Source organism: Gaoshiqia hydrogeniformans (assembly GCF_049347105.1).
Lineage (GTDB): Bacteria > Bacteroidota > Bacteroidia > Bacteroidales > Prolixibacteraceae > Gaoshiqia > Gaoshiqia hydrogeniformans.
Genome location: NZ_CP186334.1, coordinates 3,259,978 through 3,277,996 on the forward strand (window position 1 = coordinate 3,259,978; position 18,019 = coordinate 3,277,996).

The following is an 18,019-nucleotide window of genomic DNA, read 5'->3' on the forward strand; positions in this document are numbered from 1 at the left end:
CTACATCCTGTACAATACCTTTTAGAAACCTGAATCACCATGAGAAAAACAAATTTAGTCCTGCTGATATGCTTAATGATCGGTTCACTGAACTTCCGGTTGCATGCAGGGAACATAGTAGAATTAAAAACTTCAGCATCCATCCTGAAAATTGATTCCAAAGGGAACCTTACCATTACCCAGGGAAAGGTAGTCCATCTGAATAAATCGCTGAACCAATTATGGACCGTTACCCTGAAAAACAACATTGACGGAAAAGAAACCACCCTGTCGCCCGGCAAAGAAATAAAAGCAGAAATGAAAGGGGAAACCATCGTGTTTGGCAAAGAAAATTTCACGGTCGGGCAAACCAATGTGCCGCTGAAAGCCGAATTTACCATCACGGTAAAAGACGATGCGTTCTGTTTCTCCGGACATTTGAAAAACAGCTCCGGCGACTGGATGATTAAAGAAGTCCGTTACCCGGAACTATCGGGAGCTGTTGCAAACGAAAACGACACGAAAATATATTGGCCAACGAGCATGGGAGAATGCTACAACAGCCCGAAAGATTTTGGCAGCAAAACATCGATTTACCCCGGCACCTGGGGATCAATGCCCTGGTTTTCCATCCATTCACAAGGAAATGGTTTGTATGTCGGATGCCACGACCCGGAACGCGGACGAAAAGACTTTCGTCTGCAATTCGATACAGAGAAAACATTTCAGGCAAGCCTTACCTTTCCGGGATATCAAGCCGAATTTACGCTTCCCGATGTAATTGTAAAACCTTACGCAGGAAGTTGGCACAATGCCTCACGGCATTATCGCGCCTGGTTCGACCAACATTTTAAATTACCGGAAATAGCCCCCTGGATACGCGAAAGTTCGGGAATGATGATGGTGATCTTCAAACAGCAAAACGGAAATGTCATGTGGAGGTACAACGACATCGACCGCTTGTGCGATATTGCTGAAAAACTGAACTTTAAACTCATTGGTTTATGGGGATGGGGCGTAGGCGGCCACGACCGTTTGTACCCGAACTTTCTGCCCGACAACGCGATGGGCGGGCGCAAAGAGCTGGAAGCAGCCATCGATCGGGCGCACCAGCGGGGCTTCAAAATCATCATGTACACCAACGGGAACATCATGGATGCCTCCACCGATTTTTACACCTACAATGGGATTGAGACGGCCCATCTTAACGAAAAAATGGACCTCAATTTTGAATCGTTTATAAAATACAATTATATATCGCCGGTGGTATTTGCACGCGGTTGTCCCGGTTCAAAAGTATGGCGAAAAGCCATCGAAGATGCCGTATCGAATGTAAAATCGTACGGGGCCGATGCCGTTCATGTGGACCAGGTGGGAGTGAAAAGCGCTTATTTGTGCCACTCGACCCACCACGACCACGAGCTTCCGCAGGATGCTTTTGCCAAATACCGGGTAAAAATGATGCGCGACATTCGCGAGAAATTAAAGAAAGACAATCCTGAATTCTTGTTGATGACCGAAGGGACAACCGACCTTCTGCTGACCGAAGTCGATGTTTTTCACGGATTGGGCCCGGGCAGTGTAATTACCCCCAATGCGTTTCCTTCGTTATTCCGCTATACTTTTCCCGAATCGGTTATCCTTCAGTTGAACGCCATTCCCATGTTGCCACGCTACGATGCCAATTATGCCGCCATTTACGGAATCAGGCACGAAATTATGTGCCGCTACGAGGCCGATGCCGATTATCTCGCCACAGGCAAAATGCCGGAAAAAGACGATTACAAAACAGTCAACTCGCCACCTGTACTAAGTAAAATACTGGAAGTATCGCACGACGAGGCGACCTCGTATGCCCATCGGTTGATGCAGTTTGAAAATGATAACAAAGATTTTTTCAGAAACGGAAAATTTATTGACGAAGAAGGAATTGAATACAGTGGAAACGACATCCTTGCCAAAGGTTTTATGAACGGTAAAAAAATCGGCGTGGTGGTTTGGAACCGTAATTTGTCGGAGAAAAAAGAGTTCTCGATTTCAGTTCCCGGCTACCGTCCGATTGCCGCATCGGAACCCGGAAAGGCAACCGTTAATTCGTCTTCTGCTTTGGATGCCAATTCGCTGAGATTGATCATTTTTGAAAAGCAATAGAGATATGCAGGAAAAACGTTTTCTAAAATGGGAACTTCTGATCTGGCTCTGGATTGCCTTCTTTTTTAACCAGGCCGACCGGCAGATTTTCAATATTGTACTGCCGCTGATTAAAGAAGACCTAGGGTTTTCCGATGCGCAACTGGGACTGATTGCCTCTGTTTTTGTGCTGTGTGTAGGGATTTGTACCCCCATTGCCGGTTTTGTGGGCGACTGGTTTAACCGAAAGAAAATCATCGTGATCAGTATTTTTTTGTGGAGCCTTGCTACCTTTTTTACCGGCATGAGCTATACCGTTTTTCATTTAATTTTACTAAGAAGCGTTTCAGTTGGCGGAGGGGAGGCTTTTTATGCCCCCTCGGCCAATGCGCTGATCTCGGAATACCACACCAAAACAAGGGCGCGGGCCATGTCGATACACCAAACATCGCTGTATATCGGTATTATTCTGAGTGGGGTGCTGGGCGGTTTTATTGCTGAAAATTACGGATGGAGAATGGCTTTCTACATCTTTGGCGGGATCGGGGTGGTTTATTCACTTTTACTGTTCTGGCGGTTGCCCCAACCAAAAATGAAACCCGAAACCACTACTTTTTCAGAAAGTAAAAAGTTTATTGGCGAGGCCTTCCGGATGTTACTCAGCAAACCATCGACCATGTTGCTCGGGGTATCGTTTATATGCCTGGTATTTGTCAATGTTGGTTACCTGACCTGGATGCCGATTTTTTTACACGAGAAATTCAATCTTTCGGTAACCAACGCTGGTTTCTCCTCTATGTTTTATCACCATATTTTTGCTTTTGTTGGCATTATCCTGGGAGGAATTCTTTCCGACAAGCTGGCGCTGAAATCGAAAAATTCCCGTCTGGTCATTCAGGGGGCCGGCCTTTTGCTGGGCGCACCGTTCATCTTTGGCATGGGACAATCAACCACTTTGTTTTCAACCTATTTCTGTCTGGCAGCATTTGGCCTGTTCAGGGGAATTTATGAAGCCAATTTTATCACCACGCTTTTTGCTACGATAGAACCCCGCTATCGCGCATCAATCAACGGAATCGTGTATTTGTTCGTGTTTGGGGTCGGGTCGCTGTCACCCTTCCTGCTGGGGTATTTCAAACAATCATTCGGACTTTCAAACGGATTGTCGTCCATGGGTTTTGCCTATTTGTTGGGCGGAATTTGTGTGCTGATCGCGTTGAAATGGTTTTTCGGGAAAGACAGTATTTTAAAAACAGATGAATAAATAAAAAATGAACTCAGAGAATAATAAAGATATGCTTGCAAGAGCGCACCGGGAAGCCGAAAATTTCCTGAACAACGAAAAACAGTTTCACCTGGGAATGTTGCCCACCGAACAGTCGAACCCCAAAACGCGCGGCCTCGACCAAAAATTTGCTTCTTCTCCGGCAGAAGGGATCAGTCTGTTGCTGTCGATTGACCGCGATGTACAGGCGATGGCCAAAAAAGTGCTGGCTTCGGAATCGTTTCAGAAGATGGTAGAAGCCGGGGCGTTTGCGGTTACCAACGGGAAAAAAATTGTTTTTTCCGGCTGCGGCGCAACCGGTCGCCTCAGCATTTTGCTGGAAGCGATGTGGCGTTGTTTCTTCAGGGAACTGGGGCAAAAACACCCTGCCATCTACCCAAAAGCTGCCCGGTTTGAAAATTCCGTGTTCAGCATGATGACCGGTGGTGATTATGCACTGATCCGTTCGGTCGAATATTTTGAAGATTACGAGCAATTTGGCCGGCAGCAGGTGAAAGAGATGGATATTACCGAAGGCGATGTGCTGATTGCCATTACCGAAGGCGGCGAAACTTCGTCGGTGCTGGGAACAGTTGATGAATCAGCCAATCGTGGTGCGAAAGTGTTTCTGTTGTTCAACAATCCGGCAGATATTTTGGCGAAACACATCGAGCGTTCCCGGAAAGCCATCGAAGACCCGCGGGTTACCGTTCTCGATTTGTATTGCGGCCCGATGGCGGTCGCCGGCTCAACCCGGATGCAGGCCACCACATCGGAACAACTGATTGGCGGGGCTGCACTGGAAACCATTTTGGGCCGCTGCCTTCAGCAGGTTCTTTTGCCCGAAGAACTGGAACTTATCCATGTCCGGAATTTCGATTATGCCGAAGAGTTTGCTACTCTTTTAGATGAATTGACTACCGACAGTAATACGAGAACACTGGGCAATTACCTGGAAATGGAGAAAAAAATATATCAGAAAAACGGTTTGGTTACCTATTTTGCAAAAGAATTCCTGCTGGATATTTTCACCGATACTACCGAACGGGCGCCTACTTTTATGTTGCCCCCGTTTAAAAAGTTCGACGATCAGGTTTCTCTGCCGTCGTGGGCGTTTGTAAAAAACCCGCTTCTGCCCACGGCTCAGGCTTGGGAATATGTGCTGGGTCGCCCGGTGCGTTGCCTCGAATGGACCAGCGACCTGTATCGCCAAATGGGTGTTCCCGATTCGCTTGCATCGGCGCCGCCACAGCTCGATAAAACCCAGATCGTAAAATTTCACATCGGGAACGAAGAAGATTTGTCGCGTTGGTCGAGAACCCCGAACAGGGCGGTGAACATACTCGGGGGCCGCGAAGTGGAAAGCCCGTTATACGGCGAATACAAAGCGGCATTCGACCGTTGCGCTGAAAAATTTCAGGAACAGTCGTCGCTGCTGGTGGGCAACAGCAACCAGCCGGCTGATTACCGGATAGCCTGTAGCCCGGCCCCATCGCTCCTGAACCTGATGGACCACATGGCGGTCAAATTAGTGCTGAACACGGTTTCCACCGGAACCATGATATTGATGGGCCGTGTAACCAGCAACTGGATGAGCTGGGTGGAGGTTTCCAATAAAAAACTCAGGGACAGGGGCATCCGTTTAATCTCCGAGCTATGCGAAGTAAGTTACAAAGAAGCGTGTTATGCACTCCATGAAACGCTGGAAGAAATGAAAACGCTCGATTTTACCAAACAGGAAAGGCCCTCTCCGGTACAGTACACCATCAGAAAATTCAGAAAATAAAAACAATATGAGAAAGATAAATCGAAAATTACTGGCATTTACACTAATCTCTTTGTGTTTAATCTCATTTTCGACCGTTGCAAAGGAGAAAAAAAACCTGCCCAAAAGTTTGCAAACAAACCTTGGACGATTAGACTATACCAACGATGAAATCATATTAAAATTCAAAGAGGAATGTCCCTCGTCGAGAGTAACCGGAAGATCAGTGTGGGCAATTACGCTGCAGAATCTTTCCGATTTCAACAAGGAATTGGAGATCAACAACAAAGAGAATATACCAGAAGTAAACGTATCGGAATCTGGTTTTTCGCTGGTTTACTCCCGGCTTCTGCAAGATGGCAAGACTTGGAATTTGTCATTAAAACTTGATTTCTCGCTTCAGGGTGAAGCCTTCCGGATTACCGGCAACATCGAAAATCGGGAAACCGAATGGGCCGTGGTTGGCTTTACCGGACCAGTTATTAATGGGCTTCAGGCCGATTTATCTACTCATCCTTTGCTTATGCCTTGTGGACTTGGACAAAAATTTGTAAAAGCGCCTTCATCGGAACCGGCTGAAAAAGACGACGAGAATGATTTGAATTACAAATACAACGGAGAGCTTGTCTGGAAACCCAACCCGTCAAATTCAATTTACGAGATTTCAGCAAATTACCCGTCTCGTTTTGCTACCATGCAGTGGTGCGCTTTTGCAGGGGAGAATGGGGGACTTTATCTGGGCAGCCACGACAAAAATCATGAAGCGAAGAAATTCATCGTAAGATATTATTCTGAAGACAAAACATTCGGAGCAGCTTTTAAACATCTGCTGGCTTGTGCTCCCGGCGATAGTTGGGCAATTCCGCCTTTGGTGGTATATCCTTACGCGGGCAGTTGGCATCATGCCGCCGATTTTTACCGTGCATGGTACAACACGTCTATTCAGCTTCAGGAAGTGCCTGTATGGGTACAGAATGCGTCGGGCTGGATGTTGACCATACTGAAACAGCAGAATGACGAAATTATGTGGAATTACGAAAGCCTGGATGAGGTTTGTAGAATTTCGACAGAACGCGGGCTCGACATAATCGGACTATTTGGCTGGGCACACGGCGGACATGACCGCTTTTATCCCGATTATCATCCCGATACAGCCATGGGAGGCCGTGAGGCGCTGATGAAAGCATTATGCAACATCCGAAAACAGGGAAAACGTTCCATTATTTACGCCAATGGCCAGTTGATTGACCAAAATGGGACCGATTACTGGGATGAAACCGGAAAACAAATCACGGTTGTAAAAAAAGACGGTTCGTATGATTATCAGAAATGGCAGAAATTCACCAATGCACCTACCCGTTATCATGGAATGGCTTGCCTGGGTATGGATGCCTGGTATGAACGCATGTTGGAACTGGCGCTTCAGGCAAACGAACTGGGCGCTGATGGAATACTGTATGACCAGCTGGCTGTCTCCGGCCCCCGGTATTGTTATGCCACCAATCATGGGCACAAAGCGCCTGCAGTGGTATATACCAACGACCGCTATCGCCTGCTCAACCGGATTGCTACACACCTGAAAACCATCAATCCCGATTTTGTTGTGATGACGGAAGGGTTATGTGATGCAGTCCTGGGTTCAATCGCCTATTTCCATGCCTACGAAAACGGGGCTTATGCCCCCATGAACAAAGAAGTTTATGCACGCATCAATAAAAAAGTGTACAGCTATATTTATCCTGAAATGTTTAAATACACCTTCCCCGAAGTGCTTACCACAACGCGGAACCCGACCCCGGTCACCAATCGTGCGACACTCAACTATGCAACAGTTTTCGGACTTCGTCAGGACATGGAATCACGCTACTCAGCCGACGTAAAATACCTGAAAGAAGGCAGGATACCTGTTATCGAAGATTATGAAAATGTAATATGGAAACCCAATCTTGAATTGGTAACTACAGAAGACCCGGTCGCTTCCAAAATCTACATCCGTCAGGTAATTGATTTTCAGCGCGAAAATTCAGATTTGCTTTGGAAAGGGAAATATATGGACGATAAAGGATTTACAATTTCATGTAGCCGGAACATTATTGCGAAAGCCTTTGTCAATAATAACCGCATGGGAATTGTGGTATGGAACGCCGGAGCGGATGATGAAGAATTTTTGATTGACGTTCCCGGATATACTTTTGATTTTGCGACCGAACCCGGAAAAGGCAATGTTAGCTTTGCTGAAAAACTAGCCCCTGAAACGATACGATTGTTAATTTGGAAAAAGTAAAAACATGACTAGAAGAATTCTTATTTGCAGCATTATTTTTTTGACTTTATTTTCTTTTGCTTCGGTTGCAATGGAAAAGAAAAAAGTTACCCCAACGGTATTACAAACAACCACGGGAAAGCTGATATACAGCGACCAGGGGCTGCAATTGGAAACAAACAAAAACTGCCCCTCTTCGGTGGCAACCGGGGAGGCAATATGGGCCATCGTGTTGCAAAACCTCGCCGACAATACCAAAGAAGTAGTCATCAGTAACAACGGAAATGTACCTGAAATTACGGCAATGGCAAACGGTTTCCGGCTGAGCTATCCATCGCTTGTACTCGACGGCAAAACATGGAATGTCGGGCTTGATCTTGATTTTTCGGTTCAGGAGGAAGCTTTTCAGATAAGCGGGGCCATCCGCAACCAGGTCAGCGACTGGGTGGTAATGAAATTCATCGGGCCGGTGGTCAATGGCATTCAGGCCGAACTTTCCTCTTTCCCCTTATTGATGCCCTGCGGACTGGGCCAAATTTTCATCAAAGAGCCATCGGCTGAAAACCCCATTAATAAAGTCAGCATGAAAGGGGCTTTGACATGGAAATACAACAAAGCTGTTTCGGCTTACGAAATCACAGCAGAATATCCCTGCCGTTTTGCCACCATGCAATGGTGCGCGATGGCCGGTAAAAACGGCGGTCTGTATTTTGCAAGCCACGATAAAGAATTCCGGTCGAAACAATTTCGGGTCAGGTATCAGCCTGAAAACAAAACATTCGGACTCGCTTTTCAGCACGACATGACTTGTTTCGCAGGGCAAAGCCGGACGATCCCGCCTCAGGTTATCATGCCTTATTCCGGAACATGGCACAAAGGCGCCGATTATTACCGCGCCTGGTACAACACGGCCAATCCGCTTCAGGATGTTCCTGCCTGGACAAAAAATTCGTCGGGCTGGATGTTGACCATTCTGAAACAACAGAACGACGAAATTATGTGGAATTACAACGATCTGGCTGAACTGAACCGTTTGTCGGTTGAGCGCGGACTCGACATCATCGGGTTGTTTGGCTGGGCGCACGGTGGGCACGACCGTTTTTATCCCGATTATCATCCCGACCCGGCAATGGGTGGCCGCGATACATTGGTAAAAGCGCTGGCCAACATCCGCAAAACCGGGAAACGCTCCATCATTTATGCTAACGGGCAGCTGATCGACCAGCACGGGACCGATTACTGGGATGAAACCGGGAAACACATTACGGTGCTGAAAAAAGACGGCACCCTCGATTACGAAAAATGGCACAAATACTCCGATGCCCCGGCCCGTATTCACGGCTTGGCCTGTTTGGGGACTGACGAATGGTACGAACGGATGCTTTTTCTGGCCATGCAGGCCAACGAACTGGGCGCCGACGGAATTCTTTATGACCAGTTGGCGGTACGCCCGCCGAAAATCTGTTATGCACCCAATCACGGGCATTCCGTACCTGCCATTGTATACGAAAAAGACCGCTGTCGCCTCCTCGAGCGCATCACCAACCACATGAAAACCATCAATCCTGAGTTTGTTGTGATGACAGAAGGCTTGTGTGACGCAGAATTGAATTCAGTATATTATTTTCATGGTTATGAAATTGGCGCGTATGTGCCGCTGCACGACGAGTTATCAGCCCGGCTGCACGGCACCGCGCCTACTTCAATTTTTCCTGAAATGTTTAAATACACGTTTCCGGAAGTGTTGAACACCGTGCGCAACCCGTCTACCGTGGCCAACCGGCTGATTATGAATTACGGCACCGTTTATGGCCTGAAACAGGAACTGGAATCGCGTTATGCAGCCGATGTCAGGCACCTGAAAGAAGACCGCATCCCGCTTCCCGAAGATTATCACAATGTGATCAGCAAACCCAACCTCGACCTGGTAACCAGCGAAGACCCGGTGGTGTCAAAACAATACATGCGGCAGGTGATCGATTTTCAACGCGACCATGCCGATCTTTTGTGGCAGGGAAAATTCGTTGACGAACAGGGCTTTTCCTTGAAAGCGCATACCGACGTGCTTGCAAAGGCTTTTGTTTCTGGAAACCGGATAGGGATCATGGTATGGAACACCTGCAAACAGGAACAGGAATTTTCGCTCGAAGTCCCCGGATACACATTCGACCATGCCACCGAACCGGGACAAGGAAATGTAAACCCGAATGAAAAACTAAAAGCGGAACACATCCGCTTATTAATCTGGAAAAAATGAAAATATTAGCGTCTGTTTTTATAATGATAGTTCTCGGAATGTCTTCCTGTAAAAAACAGGAACCGGTTGTTCTGTTCAATGTCGAAAAAACCTTGCCAACCGACAGCATCACCCCGCTTTTTGGAGGAAGTTATCAAACGGAAGACCAGGTATTAAAAGTCCATTCGGCGGTCACTTCAAAATATTCAGGAATAAAAATAAACGGACGCTGGGATTTATCGCAGTGCAACCAATTGATTATTGAAGCAACCAATTACAACACGCTGGAATACCTTCCGTTGACAGTTCACCTGGAAGGTCCCGGGGCTTCGTTGTCGAAACAAAAAAATATCTTTTTAGAACGGGTGTATATTCCGGCAGGCGAAACCAAAAGATTTTCAATTGCTCTTCCTTTTGTATTGCCGAATCCCGAAACAGAAGAACTCTGTAAAGGGATGCGCCGGAATCCGTTTTATCAGTGGGGCAGTATTTCTACCCTCGATTTAAAAGAAGTGGTTGCCGTGGCAGTATATGTCAATCGTCCGCGCGAAACCTGGGACTGGGCGCTGCATAAAGTAGAAGCAGAAACCGGTAAGCCCAATCAACCGTACCGGTGGATGACCATGACGAAAGATGAGTTTTTCCCGTTTATCGACCAATACGGACAGTTTATCCATAACGAATGGAAAGGGAAAATTCATTCGGACGAAGAGTTGAAAAATGCACGCCTTCAGGAATTAAAAGAGCTGGAAAACTATCCGGGGCCTGAAAAACGCAGCCGCTACGGAGGTTGGTTGGACGGCCCGAAAATGGAAGCCACCGGGAACTTTCGCGTCGAAAAAGTGGACGGGAAATGGTGGATGGTCGATCCCGACGGTTATTTATATTGGTCGCACGGAGTGGTGCGCGTGACCCCCTCTTCGGGCATGACCCCGCTCGATGAACGTGAATTTTATTTTTCAGACCTGCCCAAAGAAGGAACCGAATTTGCTGAATTTTATACCACCCGCGACGAACTGCTCTACCCATATTACGAGGCCCGGAACATCAAACAGATTTACGATTTTTCGGCAGCCAACATCAAACGGAAATACGGTGAGAATTGGCGGCAGGAATATGCTGAAACAGCACAAAAACGGCTAAAAAGCTGGGGGCTGAACACCATTGCCAACAGTTCCGACAAGTCGATTTGCCTGATGCGCCAAATGCCTTACACCGACCGCATTGAACTGAAATCGCCCGACCTGGAAAGCAGTTATGGTGTATGGTGGAAATTCAAAGACCCTTTTCATCCGGAGTTTCGTACCAATTTCCATAAACAGCTGATGGAACGAAAAGAAGAACTGGACGACCCTTGGTGCCTTGGCTTTTTTGTAGATAACGAAATCGACTGGGGCGAACCCTCCACCCTGGGCGAGTGGACTCTGCAATGCCCGGCCACACAACCGGCCAAAATTGAAATGCTGAAAGAACTGAAAAACAAATACAAAACTATTCAGGCTCTGAATACAGCATGGGAAACCAACTATCCGACATGGAACGATTTATTAAATTCGACCGCGAAACCGCCCCAAAAGGCATTGGCTGATTGTGTTGATTTTTCGGTTTGGATGACCGAAGCTTATTTCTGTAATGTGCGGGATGAGTTTAAAAAAGTAGCGCCAAACAAGTTGTACATGGGATGCCGTTTTGCCCGTTCCAACGAAAATGTAATCCGCATCGGGGCCAACTACTGCGACGTGATCAGTTACAATATTTACAAACGGAATCTCTACGGTTTTTCGTTACCTGAAGGTCTAGACAAGCCGGTGATGATCGGCGAATTTCATTTTGGCGCCCTCGACCGGGGAATGTTCCACCCGGGCCTGGTAAAAACAGCCAATCAGGAAGAACGGGCAGCCTGTTATGCCGATTATGTGGAATCGTCGCTCCGTCACCCGAATATTATCGGCACCCACTGGCACCAGTTTTCCGATCAGGCTACCACGGGACGTTTCGATGGGGAGAATTTTCAGGTCGGTTTTACCGATATTTGCGACACTCCTTACGAGGAGACCATTGCAAAAATCAGAGAGGTAGGATACAAAATGTACGAAATCAGAAAAGAAAAATAAGTTATGAGTTTAATGAGCAGATTATTTTTATGCCTCCCTATCGTGTTACTTTCGATAGTTTCCTGCAGCAAGGAAAATGATATTGACAACGGCGAAGAGAACAAGCCAATTGTAATCGTAAACGAAGGAAAAGTAGTATGCGACCAGCAAGGGGTTGCAGGAGTTGTGGTTACCGATGGCACCACCTTCGTGGTCACCGATCAGAATGGGTCCTTTTCAATTCCTTACGACCCCGTGGCAACCCATGTGTACATCACTTCACCTGCCGGTTATACCGTTCCGGTAGTAAACAGCGTCCCGAAATTCTGGGTACGTTTAAAAGATGTCCCCGATAAGAAAAACATCATTTTTAACCTTTCTAAACTGAACGGGACCGACAAAAAGCATTATTTCATTGCGGTAGGCGACCCACAGGTACGTAACGTAACCGAGCTGAATAAATTGAAATCAATCCTGGATTTTATGGCGCAGGACATCAACACATCGGGATTAAACCCGGTACACCTGATGGTAACCGGAGATGTGGTGTTCGACACGCCCAACATGCACGACCAGAGTAAATCCTATTTTTCAAAAGTAAATCAGCCGGTTTATTATTCCATTGGCAATCACGACCACGTGTACAACAAAAGCCAGGCAGCTTCGCCCAACAACGACCGCACTGCCGATTCTGTTTATGTCCGTCATTACGGGCCCACCTATTATTCGTTTGACCGGGGCGAAGTGCATTATATTGTGCTGGACAATATTTATTTTGAAGGAGGTTCCGATGTAAAATATTCTGTCCGTTTCACCGATGACCAACTGAAATGGGTAAAAAAAGACCTCTCGTATGTATCCAAAAGTAAAGCGCTGGTACTGATGTACCACGCACCTTCCAAATCTCCGTATTCTTCATCGTTGACCGGCAATAGTGGCGACCTTTACGCCCTGCTTTCGGGCTATGCCAATGTGCAGATTATATGCGGGCACACCCATTACAATGCCATGGAGACCAGCTATGCCGGTATCACAGAACACATTGTGGGAGCGGCCTGTGGCGGCTGGTGGGAAGGGCCGGTTTGTCCCGATGGCGCCCCGCTGGGCTATAAAATATTTGAGGCCGACGGCGCCTCCATCAAATGGACCTACCGTTCGTATGTCCATCCCGAAGACCAGTTTAGCGTTTTTGTGCCGGGCTATCGCGACCCGATTCTTCCTCCTTCCGACGAATTACTGGTAAATGTGTGGGACTGGGATTCGCAGTGGACAGTCAGCTGGTCGGCTGACGGAGGGGCAACCTTCCAGCAGATGGCACAGGTTACCAGCCGGACTTACGACCCTACGGCCTTTGAATACTTCGGGAAAGACGGGGATGCCACTCTCCCTCCGGGAAGGACGTGGATTGACGCAAGCCCAACCTATCATATTTTCAAATGTGTCCCGCCGAATGTCATTAACAAGGTAGTTATCAAAGTTGTAGACCGTTTTGGGCGTGAATACCGAAAAGATGTAAATTTATAGCGAAAGAAAACCTCTCAAAATGCAGCGAAAACTATTTCTTCAATACCTCTCCGCCGGAAGCGTGGGCGTTTGCTTGACTCCATCGTTGGCCTGTTCTTCTTTTTCAGGGGAAAAAATCAGCGGGACACAACACATCCGGTTAAAACTGGTTCAGGATAATTCGCTGGAAGTCCCAGCCGGCAAACGGGCGCCTTTTGGGTGGCCGGTAGCGGGCATTTCGCCCGGCGAATCGATTTTGGTAAAGCCGGAAAAGAAACTTCCCGAAGCCAATCTGTGGATACGGGTTTCCACCGCTCAGGAAATACGGGATGAAAAACTACTTCAGGTCACTATTCCCGGTACGGAAATGTATTTGGGAGCCATTGATATTCGGTATTCGGCGGTGCTGGTTCCTTATGAACTCGAAATTCCGAAGAAATATGCCCGGCATATCAACCAACACGGGTTGGAACTAAAACTGGAAAGCCCATCGCCGCTCTGGATTTTCAATGAAACGGATTCAAAAACAGACAATTCGGCATTTCTTCCGCATATAATGGCTTCATCGGAAAAAACAGGAACGGTTGACGACCTGTTGAAGTGCTTCACGTCTGTTAATTCTGTCCAATCGCTGGCCTGGCGCGGAGGTTGTGTGTTCGATGGGTTGTGGCAACTCTACGCGCGAAAAGGCAACGCACAGGCGCTGGAGACCATCCGGCAGCAATTCGGTTTGTTTATTGACGATCAGCAAAACCTGATTTACGAAACCGCGCGAAGCGTTCCGCACGACAACCAGATTGACGGTATCGAATCGACGCTTCCGTATGCCACCCTGGCCCGGATAGATGCCAACCACCCCATCCTGAAAACCGTTGTCGCCGCGTGGGACGAATACACCAAACCCGACGGGTTGGTCATCGACGGGAAAATGATTTCAGCCGAAGGTTGCTACACAGTGGCCTACCCAATGGCCGTTATTGGCAAAGCATGGAACAACGACCGGTTGAAGCGGAAGGCTCTCGAACAGCTAAAACACCGCTTTGTGCTGATTGCCGACGGACAAATCAATCTGCGATCGACCGAAGGCAAATACACCTTTACCAACTGGGCAAGAGGGGCCGCCTGGTTTTTGCTGGGTTTTGCACGTACCATTTCGGAACTGAAAGACGACATGCTGGACGAAGAAATTATCCGGAAATTTCAGGAGGCAACTGAGATTGCCTTGTCGATGCAACGCGAAGACGGGTTGTGGGGCTGTTTTATGCACCGCCCGGAAAGTTTGCCCGACACTTCCGGTTCGGCAGGAATTGCAGCCGCCATGATGACTGGCATTCACGACGGCTTTTTACCGGCTGAATATGCTGAAAGTGCAAAAAAATGTTTCGACGGGTTACAAAGTTACATTACCCCCGACGGCTACCTGAAAGGAGCAGCGCAGGACAACCGGGGCGGGATGCAATTGCAGGAAAGCGACTACCGGGTAATTGCACAAATGGGCGCGGGACTGATGGCTCAGTTATACGCGGTTATAGAAACATAATTGCGTAAACCGGATGATAATTAGGCGAAAAAGCCGTCAACAATCCTCTATTGTCTTCGGTCTTTAACCAGTGTGCCAATGGCTTTCCTTCAGGTGGACGGCGGTCAGCAACGGGAATTGAAGCTTATCAGGCATAGTCCAGGCAGTAGAGATCTCATCATAATTGCATTTTGCACATCTTTCTTCGGGAGTACGGCTTTTCCCTTTTCCATACTTTGTATGGCCACATTTTTTGCACCAGTAAGGATGATCCAAATTCAATTTTATTTCGGATAAATACCGGTAGCAGTCCTCGTCGTTCTGAATAAATTTTATTGAATTACCATTAATTTATCCAACACGGGATGTCGGTTACAGATTTAGCTCCGGAGATTAAATCAATTGTTCCCTCAATACACGAATTTACCTCATCTTTATATTGAGCTGTTGCTTTTAAAATCAAGTTGCCGTTATCCCTATTAATCATTATTTGATTTAAACAGAGTTGATTTACACCGGAAAATTCAATCAAATCATCCAATGCTTGATCCATCGTTGAAAATTTTAGATTATCTGCAGGAGCTATTTTTTTTATATCCGAGGAAAAAGCTCGATTATCTACGGCAATTTTTATTTTCACTTTTGTCAAATAGGTGTCTCTCGGCAAATCCACAGAGGGGTAAAGGGCATTATCTGCATTAATTTTGATTATAAACTGGTCACAGTTGTATGCCATTGCCCATCCAAGTTTGAATGTGTAACATACCCTGAATGAAACTCCGTCTGCCCAGTTGTGTAATTCTGATTGGCAAAGTTCAATGTGGGCGTCAAAGAAATCCTGGCTTAGGTTATTTTTTTCACAGATGAGTTCTTTCCACACAGCCAGGTATTCCAGACATAAATCATCGGTGCACAAGAATTCTGAGTTATAATTTTCAAGGTAGTCGTAATTCCCATGCTGAACGCAAGTCGTTTCCCTCGTTTGTTTATCGTTCTCACAAGCTGCAATAACAAAAGCCAAAGCGATAAAAAGCCATAAAGAATATTTCATTGTTTTTTTATTTAGATGGTCGATGTTCTATTTGAGTTGCGTTGTTACCGATGAAGTATATCATCTCATGATCTTTGTTCTCCGCGCTGCTCCTGCTGGGTATTCAACCGATGGGCTGGTGAAAAGTCTTTTCATTCATAATTAACCGGAATGAATCTAAATACCGGGCAAATCATTTAAATAAGTGAACAAAATATTGACTTTTACCGCGAATTTTCATAAAATGCATCTTTAATCGAATAGAATATGAGAGAAGGTGTAAAATTAGTCCGGGTTTATACGGGAAGCGAAATTTCGGTACTTCTGCTTAAAGGAGAACTTGAAAATATAGGCGTTTCAGCCTTAATCAAAAACGATTTCAGTTCAGGCATTGCGGCGGGCTTTGCCGGAGGAGTTCATTCGGCAATCGATCTTTATATCCATGAATCCGATTTCAACGAAGCCGAGCCTTTTATTCAGGAGTTTGTCAGGCAAAACGGATGAGCTTTTATTGATTACGCTTGTATATTTCCAATGCTGCCGGAAAGGGTTGCAGTGCTCGTTCGAAAATACCCAGGGAATATGCAATGGTCAGGCCGTAGTTGGTGATGGGGATGCCTAACTGCCTGGCTTTCATAATGCGAGACAGCATTTCGCGACGGTTCCACATACAGGCGCCGCAATGGATAATCAACTGATAGTCGGAAATATTTTCAGGAAAGTCGCGGCCGCGGGCAGAATCAATTTCCAGTTTTCCGCCAACATACTGGGTTAGCCAGCGTGGAATTTTTACGGTGCCAATATCTTCGCCAATCGGGTGATGCGAACAGGCCTCGGCAATCAGCACCTTGTCGCCGGCCCTTAGCCGGTCGATGGCCATTGCGCCGCGTACCATTTCGGCCAAATCACCTTGATGGCGGGCAAAAAGGATCGAGAAACTTGTCAGCGGAATTTCAGGAGGGGTGTCTGCTGCCACTTTCAAAAAAGCCTGGCTGTCGGTAACTACCAGTTTCGGCGGTTTATTCAGGCGGTTTAATGCTTCCCGCAACTCCCGTTCTTTCACGACCATGCAAAACGAATCACCATCCAGTAAGTCGCGGATACTTTGAACCTGTGGCAGGATGAGCCGCCCTTTCGGCGCTTCCTTATCGATGGGAACGACCAGAATGGCAGCCTCGCCCGGACCGACCAGGTCGGATACTATCGCGGGACGGTTAATGAAATCATCGGGCGCCGACTTCAATATGGTTTCGCGTAGCTGCGAAATTCCCCAATTGCCGGTTGCCGATGTTTCGACGACCGGTAACTTTTCTCCGGCAAAACTGTTTACGGTACACGAACGCACGGGGCCAAGATCGGATTTGTTGAATACGATAATCACCGGGGTATTACGGTCTTTCAGTTCCTGCAAGATCTTTTCCTCAAAATCGCCCCAATCCTGACGGGTCGAAACGATGATGCCGAGGTCAGTGCGGTTAAACACATCCATCGTTTTTTTGATCCGTTTTTCACCCAAAGCGCCTGCGTCGTCAATTCCGGCGGTATCAATAAACAATACCGGCCCCAGCGGAAGCAGTTCCATGGGCTTCTCTACCGGGTCGGTGGTGGTGCCGGCTACTTCGGAAACAATCGAAACTTCCTGCTGGGTTAATGCGTTCAGCAAAGACGATTTTCCGACATTCCGGCGGCCAAACAAACCGATGTGTAAGCGAAAAGATTTGGGCGCTCTCATAGCTAACAGATGATGTGCGAAAGTATAAAGCTTGTTTGACAAATCAATGATTTGGGAAAAAGAAAGTTAATTTATTTACTCCGGTGAATGAAGGTTTAACTTGTTTTTGCGGGCGGCGACACCTATGGGCATAAAAAAAGCCGGCGTTCACCGGCTTTGTCCTATTTTCTAAGAGATTATTCAGCTTTTTTCTCGTCGCAAGCTTTTTTCTCGCTGCAGCAAGCTTTTTTGGCTTCTGCTGATTTCTCGCTGCTTCCTTCTTTTTTGGCAGATTTTGCTTCTTTTTTGTCTTTTTCATCAGCTTTTACTGAGCTGACAACCTCTGTTTTGTCTTTTTCAGTTTGAACAGGGGCATTTAACGCGAATGTTACTCCAAAAGCAAAAACAATTGCTAACACTAATACCAATTTTTTCATAATCTTCCATTTTTAAATTTATTCAGGAGCAAGTTATTGAGAATTATTCTAAATAAAAATAGCCTTAACATTTGTTTAGAAAAAATTTT

At 46.8% G+C, this 18,019-nt stretch carries 12 protein-coding genes and 1 pseudogene; 9 read left to right on the forward strand and 4 right to left on the reverse strand.

Annotated elements, in window-relative coordinates; genetic code table 11:
* Positions 1-39 precede the first annotated feature (39 nt).
* From ACOIT5_RS13260 to ACOIT5_RS13295, 8 genes are read left to right on the forward strand one after another with little or no spacing between them, the layout of a single operon-like run.
* The gene (locus tag ACOIT5_RS13260) at positions 40-2,130 is read left to right on the forward strand and encodes a DUF6259 domain-containing protein (RefSeq protein ID WP_423126634.1); all 2,091 of its coding nucleotides are present in this window, start codon (positions 40-42) and stop codon (positions 2,128-2,130) included.
* A complete protein-coding gene (locus ACOIT5_RS13265; protein WP_423126635.1) occupies positions 2,117-3,373 on the forward strand; it encodes an MFS transporter in 1,257 nt (418 codons plus the stop codon). Before ACOIT5_RS13260 ends, ACOIT5_RS13265 begins: the two co-directional genes overlap by 14 nt.
* 7 nt (positions 3,374-3,380) lie before the next feature.
* Positions 3,381-5,159, forward strand: a complete 1,779-nt coding sequence (locus tag ACOIT5_RS13270; RefSeq protein WP_423126636.1) for a hypothetical protein — start codon at positions 3,381-3,383, stop codon at positions 5,157-5,159.
* Between the two features lie 7 nt (positions 5,160-5,166).
* Complete coding sequence (locus ACOIT5_RS13275; RefSeq protein WP_423126637.1) at positions 5,167-7,422, forward strand: DUF6259 domain-containing protein; 2,256 nt, start codon at positions 5,167-5,169, stop codon at positions 7,420-7,422.
* 4 nt (positions 7,423-7,426) lie between these two features.
* Complete coding sequence (locus tag ACOIT5_RS13280) at positions 7,427-9,658, forward strand: DUF6259 domain-containing protein (protein WP_423126638.1); 2,232 nt, start codon at positions 7,427-7,429, stop codon at positions 9,656-9,658.
* Positions 9,655-11,751, forward strand: a complete 2,097-nt coding sequence (locus tag ACOIT5_RS13285) for a hypothetical protein (protein ID WP_423126639.1) — start codon at positions 9,655-9,657, stop codon at positions 11,749-11,751. The genes ACOIT5_RS13280 and ACOIT5_RS13285 overlap by 4 nt, the downstream gene beginning before the upstream one ends.
* A gap of 12 nt (positions 11,752-11,763) precedes the next feature.
* The gene (locus ACOIT5_RS13290; protein WP_423126640.1) at positions 11,764-13,254 is read left to right on the forward strand and encodes a calcineurin-like phosphoesterase C-terminal domain-containing protein; all 1,491 of its coding nucleotides are present in this window, start codon (positions 11,764-11,766) and stop codon (positions 13,252-13,254) included.
* Positions 13,255-13,273: 19 nt separating this feature from the next.
* Positions 13,274-14,773, forward strand: a complete 1,500-nt coding sequence (locus ACOIT5_RS13295) for a glycoside hydrolase family 88 protein (RefSeq protein WP_423126641.1) — start codon at positions 13,274-13,276, stop codon at positions 14,771-14,773.
* A 90-nt stretch (positions 14,774-14,863) separates the two neighbouring features.
* Here ACOIT5_RS13295 and ACOIT5_RS13300 read toward each other — a convergent pair.
* Together ACOIT5_RS13300 and ACOIT5_RS13305 are read right to left on the reverse strand one after the other, a co-directional pair.
* Positions 14,864-15,103: pseudogene (locus ACOIT5_RS13300) on the reverse strand (IS1595 family transposase); the annotation flags it as partial.
* Positions 15,099-15,803, reverse strand: a complete 705-nt coding sequence (locus ACOIT5_RS13305) for a hypothetical protein (protein WP_423126642.1) — start codon at positions 15,801-15,803, stop codon at positions 15,099-15,101. The gene ACOIT5_RS13305 and the pseudogene ACOIT5_RS13300, both read right to left, overlap by 5 nt.
* A gap of 246 nt (positions 15,804-16,049) precedes the next feature.
* On the opposite strand from ACOIT5_RS13305, the gene ACOIT5_RS13310 reads away from it, so the two are divergent.
* The gene (locus ACOIT5_RS13310) at positions 16,050-16,286 is read left to right on the forward strand and encodes a putative signal transducing protein (protein WP_423126643.1); all 237 of its coding nucleotides are present in this window, start codon (positions 16,050-16,052) and stop codon (positions 16,284-16,286) included.
* A 4-nt stretch (positions 16,287-16,290) separates the two neighbouring features.
* Here the strand turns inward: ACOIT5_RS13310 and hydF are convergent, their stop codons facing one another.
* Positions 16,291-17,514, reverse strand: coding sequence for a [FeFe] hydrogenase H-cluster maturation GTPase HydF (gene hydF / locus ACOIT5_RS13315; RefSeq protein ID WP_423126644.1), 1,224 nt, complete (start codon positions 17,512-17,514; stop codon positions 16,291-16,293).
* A 176-nt stretch (positions 17,515-17,690) separates the two neighbouring features.
* Positions 17,691-17,930 carry a hypothetical protein gene (locus ACOIT5_RS13320; RefSeq protein ID WP_423126645.1) on the reverse strand — a complete coding sequence of 80 codons (240 nt, stop codon included), beginning with the start codon at positions 17,928-17,930 and terminating at the stop codon, positions 17,691-17,693.
* Positions 17,931-18,019 lie beyond the last annotated feature (89 nt).

Bases quoted from the DNA above. Each gene is read 5' to 3' on its own strand.
- ACOIT5_RS13275 (WP_423126637.1), top strand. From the start codon at position 5,167: ATGAGAAAGATAAATCGAAAATTACTGGCATTTACACTAATCTCTTTG.
- hydF (WP_423126644.1), bottom strand. From the start codon at position 17,514: ATGAGAGCGCCCAAATCTTTTCGCTTACACATCGGTTTGTTTGGCCGC.
- ACOIT5_RS13310 (WP_423126643.1), top strand. From the start codon at position 16,050: ATGAGAGAAGGTGTAAAATTAGTCCGGGTTTATACGGGAAGCGAAATT.
- ACOIT5_RS13295 (WP_423126641.1), top strand. From the start codon at position 13,274: ATGCAGCGAAAACTATTTCTTCAATACCTCTCCGCCGGAAGCGTGGGC.
- ACOIT5_RS13260 (WP_423126634.1), top strand. From the start codon at position 40: ATGAGAAAAACAAATTTAGTCCTGCTGATATGCTTAATGATCGGTTCA.
- ACOIT5_RS13305 (WP_423126642.1), bottom strand. From the start codon at position 15,803: ATGAAATATTCTTTATGGCTTTTTATCGCTTTGGCTTTTGTTATTGCA.
- ACOIT5_RS13320 (WP_423126645.1), bottom strand. From the start codon at position 17,930: ATGAAAAAATTGGTATTAGTGTTAGCAATTGTTTTTGCTTTTGGAGTA.
- ACOIT5_RS13290 (WP_423126640.1), top strand. From the start codon at position 11,764: ATGAGCAGATTATTTTTATGCCTCCCTATCGTGTTACTTTCGATAGTT.
- ACOIT5_RS13285 (WP_423126639.1), top strand. From the start codon at position 9,655: ATGAAAATATTAGCGTCTGTTTTTATAATGATAGTTCTCGGAATGTCT.
- ACOIT5_RS13280 (WP_423126638.1), top strand. From the start codon at position 7,427: ATGACTAGAAGAATTCTTATTTGCAGCATTATTTTTTTGACTTTATTT.
- ACOIT5_RS13270 (WP_423126636.1), top strand. From the start codon at position 3,381: ATGAACTCAGAGAATAATAAAGATATGCTTGCAAGAGCGCACCGGGAA.